Origin of the sequence: Hallella faecis (assembly GCF_018789675.1) — a bacterium.
Taxonomy (GTDB): Bacteria; Bacteroidota; Bacteroidia; order Bacteroidales; family Bacteroidaceae; genus Prevotella; species Prevotella faecis.
Window position 1 is genome coordinate 1 of sequence record NZ_JAHKBE010000136.1, and the last position, 903, is coordinate 903.

At 35.5% G+C, this 903-nt stretch carries 1 protein-coding gene; it reads right to left on the reverse strand.

The genetic code is table 11. The features are described from left to right. Positions 1-178 precede the first annotated feature (178 nt). Positions 179-823, reverse strand: a complete 645-nt coding sequence (locus KM934_RS12830) for a matrixin family metalloprotease (protein ID WP_215761017.1) — start codon at positions 821-823, stop codon at positions 179-181. Between the last annotated feature and the right edge of the window lie 80 nt (positions 824-903).

Here is a 903-nt window from a genome sequence, read left to right on the forward strand (position 1 = left end):
GGGGGATTTTTTATTATTTTATGCAAAGATACAAAATTCTTATAACACTGACAATCAGATCGTTAGGTTGTTTTTGACTGATTTACGAGCATCCCTATATTATCATTGTTATCATCCTTTAAATTTTCTTTTGATCAATGGAATAAGGCTGAAAGTACCTGTAGCAATAACAAATGAGTTATAAATTCCAATGTCGATTCTTCATGAACTTTTTGCATTTGGCACAAAAACTGTTTGTCTTTGCAAATGGATTCCCTCCTTTAGCGTTTTGCATCATACAATCCGTATCGGGGCAATGTCGTAATCCTTGTGTATGACCTATTTCATGAAGCATCACACAGAACAATTGCCCATAGCCATGAGGACGGTACGATGAGAATACCGCTACACCAGTACCAATGCCACTTGCAAGTCCCATTATACCACTATGAGGTCGGTTACGGAAATTGTCCAATCCTATATCTGCTTGTGTCAATCCAATGACAATAGTCGAGTCGGACTTGAATGCTTTCAATTGCTCATTCAGCAAATCAGCCCTATAGCGCACATGGTCTTTTCTTTTTGTTGTCAATGCTTTTTTGTCCAAAGCAATATTGCCCACATACTTACATTTGGGATAATGTGCTTTTAAAGAGTCAAGCATTGCTTCACGCAAGTTTGTTGATACATTCCCCAAAGTGTACAAACAAACTGTTGGCACAGGCTTAGCGATCTCAGCGCCTGTTGTAACATATTGAATATCAGCATTATTATTATGATTGCAACTAAACAAACACAAAATAAAGCATATACAACACAAAAGAAGTCCTTTCTTAACTATCATAGTCTTATGTTTTTTATTTGTTGTAATTACTAGTGATGCGATATTAATCGCTTAACTATAGTTATATATTTGATATTTAA

Coding starts and splice junctions, on each gene's coding strand:
- KM934_RS12830 (WP_215761017.1), bottom strand. CDS start 823: ATGATAGTTAAGAAAGGACTTCTTTTGTGTTGTATATGCTTTATTTTG.